The sequence below is a fragment of the Pseudomonas sp. Irchel s3f19 genome (assembly GCF_900187555.1).
GTDB lineage: Bacteria > Pseudomonadota > Gammaproteobacteria > Pseudomonadales > Pseudomonadaceae > Aquipseudomonas > Aquipseudomonas capeferrum.
Genome location: NZ_FYDW01000018.1, coordinates 80,437 through 93,555 on the forward strand (window position 1 = coordinate 80,437; position 13,119 = coordinate 93,555).

The following is a 13,119-nucleotide window of genomic DNA, read 5'->3' on the forward strand; positions in this document are numbered from 1 at the left end:
CCTATGAGGGCAAGCTTTCAGCCAGCTTTCGCTGAGACAAAGGCGACAGGAGGTAGGTGATGCAGGATGTGACCGAGGGTGGCTGCCATTGTGGCGCCTTGCGTTATCGGTTGGAGGGCGCGCTGACGGATGTTGCCCACTGCCATTGCACGATTTGTCGGCGGGTCAGTGGTGGTTTGGTGGTGACCTGGCTGACTCTGCCCCGATCGGGTTTTCAATGGTTGGCGGGCGAGCCGAACTGCTACGTGGCACCGGCCAGTTGCAGCCGGTACTTCTGTGGGCATTGCGGGGCGCATGTGGCACTGGTCACTGCGCACAGCCCGCACAGCATCGATGTGACGGTGGCGACGCTGGACCACCCGGAACGGGTACGGGCCAACCGGCATATCTGGATTGGTAGCCGGTTGCCCTGGTTGCACCTGGATGAGGACTTGCCGGGCGAGGCTGAGGAAAGCTTGTAGGCCTCTCCTACAACTGCAGCCCACCTGCGGCCTTGTGCAATGCCCGCAAATGCTCGCCCACTTGCTTCACGTTGGCCTCGATCGCAGCAATTTCCTTGGCCCGCGACGGGTCCAGCAGCGCCCTCACCTCTTTGTCCAGGTCGGTGCTCAGCCGCAGCAACTGGGCCTGCCGCTCGCTGCTGACCTTCTCCAGGTGCTTGCGCTCATCAGGCTGCGGTAGGCCGTAGCCTTTGGCATCGAGCAGTTCTGCCGGGCGGCTGAGAAAACCGCTGTTGGCGAGCATCTGCTGCAGCGTCTGGTTGGCCTTGTCGATGCTGCCATCCTTCAGTGCAGCAGCGTTCAGGTAGCGCTGCTTGACTTCGTCCTGGGCCAGCAACAGCTGGCGCCGCAAGCTGGCCTGTTCCAGCAGCAGCAAGGCGGCGCTGGTGCGTAGGTCGGCCTGGGCGAACCAGCTGCGGCGCTGCTCGGCATCCAGGGCCAGCCAGTCCTCGACCTTGTCCTGCTTGATCGGCAGCTGTTTTTTCAGCACGTCGAACATGGCCTGGTAGCGGTCGCGGTAGGAGTCGAAGCGGTAACCCAGGCGCAGCGCTTCGCGCGGGTCATCGAGCACACGGGTATCGGCAATGCCCCGCCCTTTGAGCACCTCCAGCAAGCCGTTGGGCATGATGCTGTCCAGGTCGTTCAGGCGTGGGTTAGCCGTGCCGCTGCGTAGCAGTTTCAGCGACTCGACCGCGCAGTTGTTGGACAGGAAGTAGTAATTGCCGTCGTAGCTCCAGTGCATTTCTGCAGCCTGGCGCACCAGGCTCTCGACTTCCTGGCGGTCGAGCCTGAGCGGGATCGAGGCCAGGCTGCGCAGCTCGGTCTTGGTGTATTCGTCGATCACCTGGCCCAAGGGCAGCACGAACAGCCGCGACGGGTAAGCGCCGACCAGGCCGTCCCAACTGGACAGCTGCACATCGTTGACGAAGGCGCGGTACGACAGCACCAGGTGCTGGTCGAGGTCCAGGCGGCAATCCGGGCCGCGCGGCCGGCCAGGCTTGCAGATGACCAGGCGCAGCATGCTGTGGCCCCAGCGGCTGACCCAGTTCTGATTGGCTTCGGCCAGCAGGTAGTCGACTTCATAGACGCGCTCGGGGTCGATCTCGCCCAGCGGCTGGCGGGCGAAGTCGCTGCCGGCATTGAGGAACGGCAGGCCTTTGGCACAGGCTTGTTGCTCGGGGGCCCAGCCGAAGTGGTCGCGCAGGTACTGGTTCAAGGCTGGGCGCCGGCAGGCATAGCTCGGGTCGAGGAGGAAGTACTCCATGTTGACCGCGATGAATTCCTTGGGGCTGCTCAGCTCATAGCTGTCGGGGCTGCGCACGAACTGGCCGTTGTGCTGCTCGCGTTCGCCACGGCGGCCGACATACTGCTGCCAGCCGGCAAGGTCGAGCAGGCGCGGGTCATCGCTCAAGGTGAAGCGCCGCTCGGCCTGGCCGCGGCACACCTCTGGCAGGCCGACTTTGCCCACGGTGCCCTGCTGGCGCTTGCAGCGGGCGATCAGCGAGCGCTCGGTAGCGGGCCATAGCCGTGCGCGGTCGTAAATGTGGGTCAGCTCATGCAGCACAGTGGCCAACAGCTCCTCCCGCACGGTGCCATGCGGGCGGTCGGTACGTTCGTGGGCGGCGCTGCCATCAGCCAGCCCTGGCAACAGGCGGCTGTTGAGCTCCAGGGTGGAAACCAGCGATGCCTGGCCATACGCGTCGGCAGGCATGCGCGCGCTCCAGCTGACCAGCACACGCCGGTCCAGTTGCTGTTTGAAGCGCGGCGGCAGCTTGCCCAGCGCTTCGTCGAGCAGTGCCTGGCTGGCTTGAGTTTGTTGAGGGTCGAGGCCGGAAGCCTGCAGCACCAGCTGCAGGTCGGCCAGGGCGGGCGTACCGAGCAGCGTCAGGGCGCAGCCGAGCAGCCAGGCACGCACCTGGTTCACAGTGCCAGGATGGCTTCGGCCAGTACCTGGTCGCTGGCGCCACGCGCTTCAGGCAGGCGCTCGCGCAGGGTGTTGAAGGCAGCCTCGAGTTGGGCGCCACGGATGTCACCGTTGCTGGCGACGAAGCTGGCAGCATCGTCGTGCGCTTCACGCACGACTTTGGAGTCACGGATCGATGTAGTGGTGTCTGAGGTGAAATCGATCGAGCGGCCGAAGGCGCGCACGATGATATTGCTGGTGGCCACCAGAGTCTGTGCCTGGGCCAGGTCGGCCAGCAGCAGCATGCCGAGGGTAGCGGCGATCAGCGGTTTACGCATGGAGCATCTCCGAAAAATACAGGGAGTCAGGTGTAGTCATTGGACGAGAATTGCCTGCGCCAGTTCCAGGTCGCCGACAGCCTGCCGTGCACAGTGGTGGCGCAGTGAATCGAGAGCCGCTTCCAGGCGCGCACCGCGAATCATGCCATCGCTGGCGACGAATGCTGCTGCATCGTCACGGGCCTGGCTGACCAGCTTGCGGTCAAACGGCGCGGTGGTGACTTGGCTGGTGACATAGCCGGTGATGACCAGGCTTTGTGTGGTGGTGTCCATGGCATGGGCACTTGCCATGCTCAGGGGCACGCCAACGGCGGCGAACAAAAACGGCAAAAGATAACGCATGGGCTTCTAAAGGCTTGAAACGTGGGCGTGAAGGCGCGTGCGGCTGTGCGGGCGAACCCCACGAGCCGCACGGCTCAGTTGCAGGTCAGAGCGCCAGGATGGCCTGTGCCAACTGTGCGTCGCTGGCCTGCAGGGTTGGCATCTGCCCACGAATGTGCAGGAAGGCGCTTTCCAGCTTGGCGCCGCGAATAGCGCCTTGGCTGCCGACGAAGCTGGCGGCGTCGTCACGGGCGGCCTGGACGATCTTGTCGTCGCGGAACGACGAAGACACGTCGGAAGTGGCGTCGGTCGAGGCGGCTACAGCGCCCACGACTGCGTCGGTGGTGACGACGAAGCTGGTGGCGCTGGCGGTGCCTGCCAGGCTCAGCATCAGGGCGGCGCCAATCAGATGTTTACGGGACATGATCGTGGACTCCTGGGGATTCTGCTAATCGGACGCTCGCACTGCGCGCCTCGGTACTTTTCAACATCCGGTTCTACCAGACTGTTAAGCCAAGCGTATCACGCGCCGGTGTTTCTGGATGTTAATGAACGGCGCGCTCAAAAACTGTGCTGGTGTGTTTATGATTTTAAATAAACTGTACCTGTTGTGCTGCCAAGTGCTCTAGCACGAGGGTCAGACACAAAAAACCCGTTGCAGTCACCTGCAACGGGTTTGGAATTTGCGGTGCCGGCCGCAGCCGGCAAGCCGGAGCTTAGCGCCAGAAAGGCTTGCTCAGCTCTTCGTAACGCTGCGACTCGCTGATACCAGCGTCGGCCAGCAGGCGGGAGTCCAGGCGAGCCAGTTGACGGCGGCTGGCCATGCGACGCTGCCACAGCAGCAGGGTGGACAGAGCGCGCAGAGGCATTGAAGCGTTGGATTGCTGGGCGTTGCTTTCAAAAACCAGACCGGAACTGAGTGTACGTTCCATGATGTTTCATCCTTCCGCTTATGGCGGGATTAGGTAGTGATTTAACTGATGCCAATGATCCTCCTCTCTTGTCCATAACAGTAGATACAGTTCTGTTGCATTACGATGGTTCAGTTAACTGTGTAATCCTACTGTTGCACTCGAAATAGGCGCAACTGTACTGGTCTGCACTTTTATGGTGCGTTAATGAGTAGAGAGAGGTTTGTGAAGGCGGGCTTGAAGCGTGATGACCAGTACAGTAGTACAGTTTATTAGGGCTGCTAGTGGGGCGACCTTGCGTCGCGAAAGGGCTGCTGTGCAGCAGCCCCCTCCCAACCGATCAACTGGCGAGCATGCGCCCAGTTTCTTCCAGGTTTTCGTGCCAGCTCAGCGCCTCGCGCAGAATGTGCGGGGTATGGCCACCCCGTTGGCACGCACGCTCGAAGTAATCGTTAAGCGCTGCGCGGTAATCCGGGTGCACACAGTTGTCGATGATCGCCCGGGCGCGCTCGCGTGGCGCCAGGCCGCGCAAGTCTGCCAGGCCCTGCTCGGTGACCAGGATGTCGACATCGTGCTCGGTGTGGTCAACGTGGCTGACCATCGGCACCACGCTGGAAATCGCACCACCCTTGGCAATCGACTTGGTGACGAACACCGCCAGGTGGGCGTTACGGGCGAAATCGCCAGAACCGCCGATGCCGTTCATCATCCGCGTGCCGCAGACGTGGGTGGAGTTGACGTTGCCGTAGATATCGAACTCCAGTGCGGTGTTGATACCGATGATGCCTAGGCGACGTACCACCTCGGGGTGGTTGGAGATCTCTTGCGGACGCAGCACCAGCTTGTCCTTGTAACGCTCCAGGTTGCCGAACACATCCGCATTGCGGCGGGACGACAAGGTAATCGAGCTGCCCGAGGCGAAGCTCAGCTTGCCAGCGTCGATCAGGTCGAAGGTCGAGTCCTGCAGTACTTCGGAGTACATGGTCAGGTCTTCGAACGGCGAATCGATCAAACCGCACATCACCGCGTTGGCGATGCTGCCGATACCGGCCTGCAGCGGGCCGAGCTTGTTGGTCATACGGCCGGCGTCGACTTCCTTCTTGAGGAAGTTGATCAGGTGGTCGGCGATGCCTTGGGTCTCGTGGTCAGGCGGCAATACGGTGGACGGCGAGTCCGGCTGGTCGCTGATGACGATACCGACAATCTTGGCCGGGTCGATCGGGATGGCCATGCTGCCGATGCGATCATCGACCTTGACCAACGGGATCGGTGTGCGGGTCGGGCGGTAGGTCGGGATATAGATGTCGTGCAGGCCTTCGAGGTTGGCGTTGTGCGACAGGTTGATCTCGACGATCACTTGCTTGGCGAAGATCGCGAAGCTGGCCGAGTTGCCCACCGAGGTGGTCGGCACGATGTGGCCTTGCTCGGTAATGGCCACTGCTTCGATAACCGCGATGTCCGGCAGCTTGAGCTGCTGGTTGCGCAATTGTTCGACGGTTTCCGAAAGGTGCTGGTCGATGAACATCACCTGGCCATCGTTGATGGCCTTGCGCAAGGTGCTGTCGACCTGGAAGGGCATGCGGCGGGCCAGCACGCCGGCCTCGGTCAGCTGCTTGTCCAGGTCATTACCCAGGCTGGCGCCGGTCATCAGGCTGATTTTCAGTGGCGACTGCTTGGCACGTTCGGCCAGGGCATGGGGTACGGCTTTGGCTTCGCCGGCGCGGGTGAAACCGCTCATGCCGACGGTCATGCCGTCCTCGATCAGACCAGCGGCATCAGCCGCACTCATTACCTTGCTGTGCAGGGAGGACAAGCGGATACGATCACGGTACATGGATTGTTATCTCAGGCTACTGAAGCTACTGGAGCGCAGTCTAGAGATTTCGCCGGTTGCCGTCCCACGACCATGGTCGTATGAGAAGCCCGGAAGTAGAGCCGTTGATCTGGATCAGGCAAATGCAAAAAGCCCCGCAGATTTCTCGGCGGGGCTTCTTATATAGCGCACGGTTTACCGCGGTGGGGTTATTCCACTGCTTTGACCATATCCTCGATTACCTTCTTGGCATCACCGAATACCATCATGGTCTTGTCCAGGTAGAACAGTTCGTTGTCCAGGCCTGCATAGCCACTGGCCATGGAGCGCTTGTTGACGATGATGGTCTTGGCCTTGAACGCCTCAAGGATCGGCATGCCGGCAATCGGCGATTTGGGGTCGTTCTTCGCTGCCGGGTTGACCACGTCGTTGGCGCCCAGCACCAGTACCACATCGGCCTGGCCAAACTCGGCGTTGATGTCGTCCATCTCGAACACCTGGTCGTAAGGCACTTCGGCTTCGGCCAGCAGCACGTTCATGTGCCCTGGCATACGGCCTGCCACCGGGTGGATCGCGTACTTCACAGTCACGCCGTTGTGGGTCAGCTTCTCGGTCAGCTCCTTCAACGCGTGCTGGGCACGGGCAACCGCCAGGCCGTAGCCAGGCACGATGATCACCGTGTCGGCATTGCTGAGCAGGAAGGTGGCGTCGTCGGCCGAGCCGGATTTTACCGGGCGAGCTTCCTGGGCGCCCGCTGGGCCTGCAACATCCGTCGCGCCACCGAAGCCGCCGAGGATGACGTTGAAGAACGAACGGTTCATCGCCTTGCACATGATGTACGAGAGGATCGCACCGCTGGAGCCGACCAGTGAGCCTGCAATGATCAGCATCGAGTTGTTCAGCGAGAAGCCGATACCTGCAGCGGCCCAGCCCGAATAGCTGTTGAGCATCGACACCACCACCGGCATGTCCGCGCCACCGATCGGGATAATGATCAGTACGCCCATGATGAAGGCCAGGGCCAGCATCAGGGTGAAGGCACTGTAATGGCCGGTGAAGGTGAACAGCAGGCCAAGGGCGATGGTGGTCAGGCCAAGGATCAGGTTCAGCTTGTGCTGGCCGGCGAACTGTACCGGTGCGCCCTGGAACAGGCGGAACTTGTACTTGCCCGACAGCTTGCCGAAGGCGATTACCGAACCCGAGAAGGTGATGGCACCAATGGCTGCACCGAGGAACAGCTCCAGGCGGTTGCCGGTGGGGATCGGGTCGCTGATGGCGGCGACGATGCCCATCGACTGGGGCTCAAGCACGGCGGCAATGGCGATGAATACCGCAGCCAGGCCGATCATGCTGTGCATGAAGGCGACCAGCTCCGGCATCTTGGTCATCTCGACTCGCTTGGCCATGACCGAGCCAGCGGTGCCGCCGACCAGCAGGCCGACGATCACATAGCCGATGCCGGCGGTGGCAAGCTCTGCGCCCAGCTTATAGATGAGGCCAACGGTGGTGATGATGGCCAAGCCCATGCCGATCATGCCGAACAGGTTGCCGCGGCGTGACGTGGTCGGGTGCGAAAGGCCCTTGAGCGCCTGGATGAAGCAGATCGAGGCGACCAGGTAGAGAAGCGTTACCAGATTCATGCTCATGCTTACTTCTTCGCCTCGTTCTTGGCTTTCTTCTTGAACATCTCAAGCATGCGACGGGTGACCAGGAAGCCACCGAACACGTTGACTGCGGCCAAGGCCACGGCGAGCGTACCCATCACCTTGCCGGCCGGTGTCACGGTCAGCGCGGCGGCCAGCATGGCGCCGACGATGACGATGGCGGAGATGGCGTTGGTGACCGCCATCAGCGGCGTGTGCAATGCCGGGGTAACGTTCCACACGACGTGGTAGCCCACATAGATGGCCAGCACGAAGATGATCAGGTTGTAGATGCCATGGGAAATCAGCATGTCTTCCATTGTCGTGCTCCTTAGCCGTTCTTGCGGACGACTTGCCCGTCGCGGCACATGAGGCAGGCCGCGACGATATCGTCTTCGAGGTTGATGACCAGCGCGTTGTCCTTGTCGAACAACAGCTTCATGAAGTCCAGCAGGTTGCGTGCGTACAGCGCCGACGCATCGGCCCCCACCTGGGCTGGCAGGTTGGTGGGGCCGACGATGGTCACGCCGTTTTCCAGCACCACCTGGTCGGCAACGGTCAGCGGGCAGTTGCCGCCTTGGGCTGCCGCCAGGTCGATGACCACCGAGCCCGGCTTCATTTGCGCGACGGTTTCAGCGCTGAGCAGGGTCGGCGCCTTGCGGCCCGGGATCAGTGCCGTGGTGATGACGATATCGGCCTGCTTGGCGCGCTCGTGTACGGCCTGGGCCTGGCGCTGCATCCAGCTGGCCGGCATCGGCCGCGCATAGCCACCCACGCCTTCGGCGCACTCACGCTCCTCGTCGGTTTCGTAAGGCACATCGATGAACTTGGCGCCCAGCGACTCGATCTGCTCCTTGACGGCGGGGCGCACATCCGAGGCCTCGATCACGGCGCCCATGCGCTTGGCCGTGGCAATGGCCTGCAGCCCTGCAACGCCGGCGCCCAGAATCAGCACGCGGGCAGCCTTAACGGTGCCGGCAGCGGTCATCAGCATGGGCATGAAGCGCGGGTAGTAGTGAGCGGCCAGCAGCACTGCCTTGTAACCGGCGATGTTGGCCTGCGACGACAGTACGTCGAGGCTTTGCGCACGTGAGGTACGTGGCGCTGCTTCCAGGGCGAAGGCAGTGATGCCGCGGTCGGCCATCTTGCCGATCAGTTCGCCGTTGAACGGGTTGAGCATCCCCACCAGCAGGCTGCCACTGCTGATCAGCGCGAGCTCCTGATCATTGGGCGCGACCACTTTGAGTACGAGTTGCGCGCCATAGGCGTCGGCGGCGCTTCCCAGGGAGGCGCCCACGGCCTCATAGGCACTGTCCGGAATGCTGGCGTTTAGCCCTGCCCCCCGTTGGACGGTGACCTGATGGCCTTGAGCAACCAGTTTTTTGATGGTTTCAGGGGTCGCGGCGACCCTTGTCTCACCCGTCTGCGTCTCGAGAGGAACACCAATGTGCACGACTTTATCTCCTGCGGTGACCTTTTGTCTTTGTGGAAGCCAGCGTACTTCGGGTGGTGCGCTGGTGCGGTCGTTGAGCGTCAACCCGCCGAGTCCTAGGCGGGCCAGGCATTTTGCAGATGAACCCGGGGGCCTACAACCGGTTATGGAGCGAAACGAAGTTAAAACTACAAGTCACCCTGTGACCGTATGTCGCAAGCCTACCGTCGCAGCCCGTCAAACATGGGCTATTGGGAGATTAGGAGAAAAAATCAAAAAAAATGGCCCTAATTCGCTTACGACTTGGTGAATGTCGCAATTTCGCCCTGAAAGCCGCGTAGTCAGCAGGGTTAAAGGGGATTTTCAGGCTTGCATAACTGTTTACGTATATGCGACAAATACATATATCTGTAGGTGTTTAAAATAATTGACTACGGGGTCAGGTTGCACCGTATTCCTACGTTGACGCCGTGTATTGCTTGGCTTGTGCCACCAGCCAGTCGCGGAAGGCGCGCAGCGAAGCGGACTCAACCTTGCGCTCGGGAATCATCAGATAGTAGGCCTTGTCGCTGCTCAGGGCATGCCTGTTAGCGACCACCAACCTACCCTCCTGCAACTCACGCTGGATCAGGAAGGGTGGGATCAGCGCGACGCCCATGTCGTGCATCGCCGCCTGCGCGAGCATGGAGAATAGTTCATAGCGTGGGCCTGTCATGTCGCGCTCCACGTTCATGCCCAGGCTGGCGAACCACTGTCGCCAGGCATACGGGCGTGTGGTCTGCTGCAGCAAGGGCAGTTGCGCAATGCGCCGGGCGTCGAGCATGCCCTGCCCGTCCAGCATGGCCGGGCTGCACACGGGTACAGGGTTCTCGCCCATCAGCCGGTGTGATTGGGTGCCTGACCAATCGGCATCACCGAAATAGATGGCGGCATCAAAGGCGGTGTCGGCGAATAGGAACGGGCGGGTGCGGTTGGTCAGGTTGACGGTGACGTCCGGGTGGCCCTGCTGGAAGTCCTTGAGCCTGGGCAGCAGCCATTGGGTGCCAAAGGTCGGCACCACGGCCAGTTCGATCACGTTGGCGCCTTGCTGGCGCATCACCGACAGGGTGTCGCGCTCAACGGCATCCAGCTGCGCGGCGACCTGGCGACTATAAGACAGGCCCGCCTCGGTCAGCTTTACCCCACGCCGTGAGCGACGAAACAGTTCGACATTAAGGAAGGCCTCCAGGCCACCGATCTGCCGACAAACGGCGCCCTGGGTCAGCGCAAGCTCTTGCGCAGCCTTGGTAAAGCTCTCGTTACGCGCCGCCGCCTCGAAGCAGACCAAGGCGGCGGTACTGGGGATCTTGCGGCGCATGTACGTCAACCTCACTTGTAAGGCTGTCAATGTGGCGTTTTGCCGATTTACGGAGTGATAAATTATCACTAATCCGTGCGCAATCCTCGTTTGTCCCGGCAGCCGATCAGGCCTAGGCTCAAGGGCACAAGAATTTGCTCTCTCTATATCGAGGATTTCGCTCATGGCCGGTAAAGCAAGCTTCCACTGGATCGATCCGCTGTTGCTGGATCAGCAGCTCACTGAAGAAGAGCGCATGGTGCGTGACAGCGCTTATCAGTTTGCCCAGGACAAGCTGGCGCCGCGCGTGCTCGAGGCCTTCCGCCATGAGCGGACCGACCCAGCAATCTTCCGCGAGATGGGCGAAATCGGTTTGCTGGGTGCGACCATTCCCGAACAGTACGGCGGCAGCGGCCTGAATTATGTGTGCTACGGGTTGATTGCACGCGAGGTAGAGCGCATCGACTCGGGCTATCGCTCAATGATGAGCGTGCAGTCTTCCCTGGTGATGGTGCCGATCAACGAATTTGGCACCGAGGCGCAGAAGCAGAAGTACCTCCCCAAACTGGCCAGTGGTGAATGGATCGGCTGCTTTGGCCTGACCGAGCCTAACCATGGATCCGACCCGGGTTCGATGATCACCCGTGCCCGGAAGGTCGACGGTGGCTACCGCCTGACCGGCAGCAAGATGTGGATTACCAACAGCCCGATCGCCGATGTGTTCGTGGTCTGGGGCAAGGATGACGCGGGCGACATCCGCGGCTTCGTGCTGGAAAAGGGCTGGGAAGGCCTCAGTGCCCCGGCGATCCATGGCAAGGTCGGCCTGCGCGCCTCGATCACCGGCGAAATCGTGATGGACAACGTATTCGTGCCTGAAGAGAACATCTTCCCGGACGTGCGTGGCCTCAAGGGCCCGTTCACCTGCTTGAACTCGGCGCGCTATGGCATTTCCTGGGGGGCATTGGGCGCCGCCGAGGCCTGCTGGCATACCGCGCGTCAATACACCCTGGACCGTCAGCAGTTCGGCCGCCCGCTTGCAGCCAACCAGTTGATCCAGAAAAAGCTCGCCGACATGCAGACCGAAATCACCTTGGCACTGCAGGGCTGCCTGCGCCTGGGGCGTATGAAGGATGAAGGCACGGCGGCTGTCGAGATCACTTCGATCATGAAGCGCAACTCGTGCGGTAAGGCCCTGGATATCGCCCGCATGGCGCGCGACATGCTCGGGGGTAATGGCATTTCCGACGAGTTCGGTGTGGCCCGCCACCTGGTTAACCTCGAGGTGGTCAACACCTATGAGGGTACCCATGACGTGCATGCGCTGATCCTGGGGCGTGCACAGACCGGCATCCAGGCCTTCTATTAATAAGGAGCCAGCCCATGGGCGCGCTATCACATCTGCGGGTGCTGGACCTTTCGCGCGTGTTGGCCGGCCCCTGGTCTGGCCAGATTCTGGCTGACCTTGGTGCTGACGTGATCAAGGTCGAGCGCCCGGGCAGTGGCGATGATACCCGTTCGTGGGGCCCGCCCTTTCTCCGGGACGCCCAGGGTGAGAACACCAGCGAGGCGGCTTATTACCTTTCGGCCAACCGCAACAAGCGTTCGGTGACGATCGACTTCACTCAGCCTGAAGGCCAGCGCCTGGTGCGTGAGCTAGCGGCCAAGTCGGATATCGTCATCGAGAACTTCAAGGTAGGTGGCCTGGCGGCCTACGGGCTGGATTACCAAAGCCTGAAGGCACTCAACCCGAAGCTTATCTATTGCTCCATTACTGGCTTCGGTCAGACGGGGCCTTATGCCAAGCGCGCAGGCTATGACTTCATGATCCAGGGCCTGGGCGGGCTGATGAGCCTGACCGGGCGGCCTGAGGGCGAGGAAGGTGCGGGGCCGGTGAAAGTTGGCGTGGCGCTGACTGACATCCTCACTGGGCTGTATTCGACGGTGGCTATCTTGGCCGCCCTCGCCCATCGGGATCAAACCGGCATCGGTCAGCATGTCGACATGGCATTGCTCGATGTGCAGGTGGCATGCCTGGCCAACCAGGCCATGAACTACCTGACTACGGGCAACCCGCCCCGGCGCCTGGGCAATGCGCATCCCAACATCGTGCCCTACCAGGACTTCCCCACGGCCGATGGCGATTTCATTCTTACCGTGGGTAACGACAGTCAGTTTCGCAAGTTCGCCGAGGTGGCGGGGCAGCCGCAATGGGCGGATGACCCGCGCTTCGCTACCAACAAGCTGCGGGTTGCCAATCGTGGTGAGCTGATTCCGTTGATTCGTCAGGCAACGGTATTCAAGACCACTGCAGAATGGGTGAGCCAGCTGGAGACGGCTGGTGTGCCCTGCGGGCCTATCAATGACCTGGCGCAGATGTTCCAGGACCCGCAGGTAGTGGCGCGTGGCTTGGCGGTGAGTATCGCGCACCCGCTGGCTGGGAGCGTGCCGCAGGTGGCCAGCCCGATTCGGCTGTCGGAGACACCGGTAGAGTACCGACGGGCGCCACCGCTGCTGGGTGAGCATACCGAGGCGGTATTGAGTGATGTATTGGGGCTGGATGCCGAGGCGGTACACCGCTTGCGCAGTGCCGGGGTGCTTTAAGGCTATATAAAGCAACGAAATAGCGGGGAGGCCGAAGGCCTCCCCGCTTTGCTTTTCGGCGATATCAAAGTTTATTGGAATTAAGGGTTGACGCGGTTTCGAATCCCCTTATAATGCGCCCCACTTCCAGCGTAGTCGGAACGAAAAACTCCTTGAGATTCAATGAGTTAAATAGTCAAGATGAAGTTTGAAGTGCTCCGATCGAAAGATCGTCAGCGGTTAAGATGGTGGTTGACAGCGCTTCTAAACGCTGTATGATTCGCCTCCCGCTACGAGAGATCGCAGCGAGTCAAGTGTTTGAAGCTAAACGAGTTTCTCGCA

The 13,119-nt window shown here is 61.3% G+C and carries 13 protein-coding genes; 3 read left to right on the forward strand and 10 right to left on the reverse strand.

Annotation, left to right across the window (positions count from 1 at the left end):
* Window positions 1–59 precede the first annotated feature (59 nt).
* Window positions 60–461 carry a GFA family protein gene (locus tag CKW22_RS25815; protein WP_033702555.1) on the forward strand — a complete coding sequence of 134 codons (402 nt, stop codon included), beginning with the start codon at window positions 60–62 and terminating at the stop codon, window positions 459–461.
* A 7-nt stretch (window positions 462–468) separates the two neighbouring features.
* On the opposite strand, the gene CKW22_RS25820 is transcribed toward CKW22_RS25815, so the two are convergent.
* The 10 genes from CKW22_RS25820 to CKW22_RS25865 form a co-directional block, all read right to left on the reverse strand.
* Window positions 469–2,424 carry a DUF4105 domain-containing protein gene (locus CKW22_RS25820; RefSeq protein WP_095065509.1) on the reverse strand — a complete coding sequence of 652 codons (1,956 nt, stop codon included), beginning with the start codon at window positions 2,422–2,424 and terminating at the stop codon, window positions 469–471.
* Window positions 2,421–2,741 (reverse strand): DUF2388 domain-containing protein, encoded by a 321-nt coding sequence (locus CKW22_RS25825; protein ID WP_027591949.1) that lies wholly within the window; start codon window positions 2,739–2,741, stop codon window positions 2,421–2,423. The genes CKW22_RS25820 and CKW22_RS25825 overlap by 4 nt, the downstream gene beginning before the upstream one ends.
* 36 nt (window positions 2,742–2,777) lie before the next feature.
* The gene (locus tag CKW22_RS25830) at window positions 2,778–3,083 is read right to left on the reverse strand and encodes a DUF2388 domain-containing protein (RefSeq protein ID WP_047583847.1); all 306 of its coding nucleotides are present in this window, start codon (window positions 3,081–3,083) and stop codon (window positions 2,778–2,780) included.
* Window positions 3,084–3,168: 85 nt separating this feature from the next.
* Window positions 3,169–3,486: a DUF2388 domain-containing protein gene (locus tag CKW22_RS25835; protein WP_033702558.1), complete on the reverse strand. Its 318-nt coding sequence runs from the start codon at window positions 3,484–3,486 to the stop codon at window positions 3,169–3,171.
* Window positions 3,487–3,778: 292 nt separating this feature from the next.
* On the reverse strand, window positions 3,779–3,994 hold the full coding sequence (locus CKW22_RS25840; RefSeq protein WP_012269957.1) for a DUF1127 domain-containing protein: 216 nt from the start codon (window positions 3,992–3,994) through the stop codon (window positions 3,779–3,781).
* 319 nt (window positions 3,995–4,313) lie between these two features.
* A complete protein-coding gene (locus tag CKW22_RS25845; RefSeq protein ID WP_033702560.1) occupies window positions 4,314–5,807 on the reverse strand; it encodes an acetyl-CoA hydrolase/transferase family protein in 1,494 nt (497 codons plus the stop codon).
* A 188-nt stretch (window positions 5,808–5,995) separates the two neighbouring features.
* Complete coding sequence (locus tag CKW22_RS25850) at window positions 5,996–7,432, reverse strand: NAD(P)(+) transhydrogenase (Re/Si-specific) subunit beta (RefSeq protein WP_095065511.1); 1,437 nt, start codon at window positions 7,430–7,432, stop codon at window positions 5,996–5,998.
* Window positions 7,433–7,434: 2 nt separating this feature from the next.
* Window positions 7,435–7,749 carry an NAD(P) transhydrogenase subunit alpha gene (locus CKW22_RS25855; RefSeq protein ID WP_033702562.1) on the reverse strand — a complete coding sequence of 105 codons (315 nt, stop codon included), beginning with the start codon at window positions 7,747–7,749 and terminating at the stop codon, window positions 7,435–7,437.
* A gap of 11 nt (window positions 7,750–7,760) precedes the next feature.
* Entirely contained in the window at window positions 7,761–8,882 is a 1,122-nt protein-coding gene (locus CKW22_RS25860) for a Re/Si-specific NAD(P)(+) transhydrogenase subunit alpha (RefSeq protein ID WP_033702563.1), read from the reverse strand.
* Between the two features lie 436 nt (window positions 8,883–9,318).
* Window positions 9,319–10,218: a LysR family transcriptional regulator gene (locus CKW22_RS25865; protein ID WP_033702564.1), complete on the reverse strand. Its 900-nt coding sequence runs from the start codon at window positions 10,216–10,218 to the stop codon at window positions 9,319–9,321.
* Window positions 10,219–10,381: 163 nt separating this feature from the next.
* Here CKW22_RS25865 and CKW22_RS25870 point away from each other — a divergent pair, with 163 nt between their 5' ends.
* Window positions 10,382–11,563 carry an acyl-CoA dehydrogenase gene (locus tag CKW22_RS25870; protein WP_047583850.1) on the forward strand — a complete coding sequence of 394 codons (1,182 nt, stop codon included), beginning with the start codon at window positions 10,382–10,384 and terminating at the stop codon, window positions 11,561–11,563.
* A gap of 14 nt (window positions 11,564–11,577) precedes the next feature.
* The gene (locus CKW22_RS25875; protein ID WP_033702566.1) at window positions 11,578–12,798 is read left to right on the forward strand and encodes a CaiB/BaiF CoA-transferase family protein; all 1,221 of its coding nucleotides are present in this window, start codon (window positions 11,578–11,580) and stop codon (window positions 12,796–12,798) included.
* Window positions 12,799–13,119: the final 321 nt, after the last annotated feature.

What these genes read in the sequence shown, in the direction of transcription:
- CKW22_RS25835 (WP_033702558.1), bottom strand. Translation starts at nt 3,486, where the DNA reads ATGTCCCGTAAACATCTGATTGGCGCCGCCCTGATGCTGAGCCTGGCA.
- CKW22_RS25840 (WP_012269957.1), bottom strand. Translation starts at nt 3,994, where the DNA reads ATGGAACGTACACTCAGTTCCGGTCTGGTTTTTGAAAGCAACGCCCAG.
- CKW22_RS25815 (WP_033702555.1), top strand. Translation starts at nt 60, where the DNA reads ATGCAGGATGTGACCGAGGGTGGCTGCCATTGTGGCGCCTTGCGTTAT.
- CKW22_RS25825 (WP_027591949.1), bottom strand. Translation starts at nt 2,741, where the DNA reads ATGCGTAAACCGCTGATCGCCGCTACCCTCGGCATGCTGCTGCTGGCC.
- CKW22_RS25870 (WP_047583850.1), top strand. Translation starts at nt 10,382, where the DNA reads ATGGCCGGTAAAGCAAGCTTCCACTGGATCGATCCGCTGTTGCTGGAT.
- CKW22_RS25855 (WP_033702562.1), bottom strand. Translation starts at nt 7,749, where the DNA reads ATGGAAGACATGCTGATTTCCCATGGCATCTACAACCTGATCATCTTC.
- CKW22_RS25830 (WP_047583847.1), bottom strand. Translation starts at nt 3,083, where the DNA reads ATGCGTTATCTTTTGCCGTTTTTGTTCGCCGCCGTTGGCGTGCCCCTG.
- CKW22_RS25875 (WP_033702566.1), top strand. Translation starts at nt 11,578, where the DNA reads ATGGGCGCGCTATCACATCTGCGGGTGCTGGACCTTTCGCGCGTGTTG.
- CKW22_RS25845 (WP_033702560.1), bottom strand. Translation starts at nt 5,807, where the DNA reads ATGTACCGTGATCGTATCCGCTTGTCCTCCCTGCACAGCAAGGTAATG.
- CKW22_RS25865 (WP_033702564.1), bottom strand. Translation starts at nt 10,218, where the DNA reads ATGCGCCGCAAGATCCCCAGTACCGCCGCCTTGGTCTGCTTCGAGGCG.
- CKW22_RS25850 (WP_095065511.1), bottom strand. Translation starts at nt 7,432, where the DNA reads ATGAGCATGAATCTGGTAACGCTTCTCTACCTGGTCGCCTCGATCTGC.